Genomic DNA, 582 nt, shown 5'->3' with positions numbered 1-582 from the left:
TTACCACTGAGCTATCCGAGCCGTGACTAAYCTCCTRTAGGACTGAGATGTAATCACAATTGATTGATCACTGGGTGGTGATCAATCTCATGCTTGTCTAGTCCYTRTTAGTGCAGATCGAATGCTATCGAYCATGTTGCAATGTGGCCACCAGTCTAGGTGACTCGACACTGCGGGCACTATRTATTGAGATTAGATGGTGGTTGGAGGTAGTCRACAGGAAACCCTGGAYCCGGGTTTCGTGCTACTTGGCACTYGTCAGCAASGTGTRYCTGTAATCTTGAGGGAACTGGTGYTCCSTGGCGGATTCGATCTCGTGTCACCCAGCTTCACAGTCAGAGACGTTACCACTGAGCTATCCGRGCCGYGACTRACCTCCTGTAGGACTGAGATGTAATMACAATTGATTGATCACTGGGTGGTGATCAATSTCATGYKTGTCWAGTCCTTCTTAGTGCAGATCGAATGCTATCGATCATGTTGCAATGTGGCCACCAGTCTAGGTGACTCGACACTGCGGGCACTATGTATTGAGATTAGATGGTGGTTGGAGGTAGTGAACAGGAAACCCTGGACCCGGGT

General features: G+C 49.1%; 1 pseudogene. It reads left to right on the top strand.

What is annotated here, in order from left to right:
• The first annotated feature begins 196 nt into the window (after nt 1–196).
• A pseudogene (locus tag D0S45_20740) lies at nt 197–397 on the top strand (hypothetical protein).
• Nucleotides 398–582: the final 185 nt, after the last annotated feature.

It is taken from the genome of Marinifilum sp. JC120 (genome assembly GCA_004923195.1).
In the GTDB taxonomy this organism is placed as follows: domain Bacteria; phylum Desulfobacterota; class Desulfovibrionia; order Desulfovibrionales; family Desulfovibrionaceae; genus Maridesulfovibrio.
The sequence above is the reverse complement of the archived record's forward strand: the minus strand, read 5'-3'. Positions and strand labels throughout refer to the sequence as shown.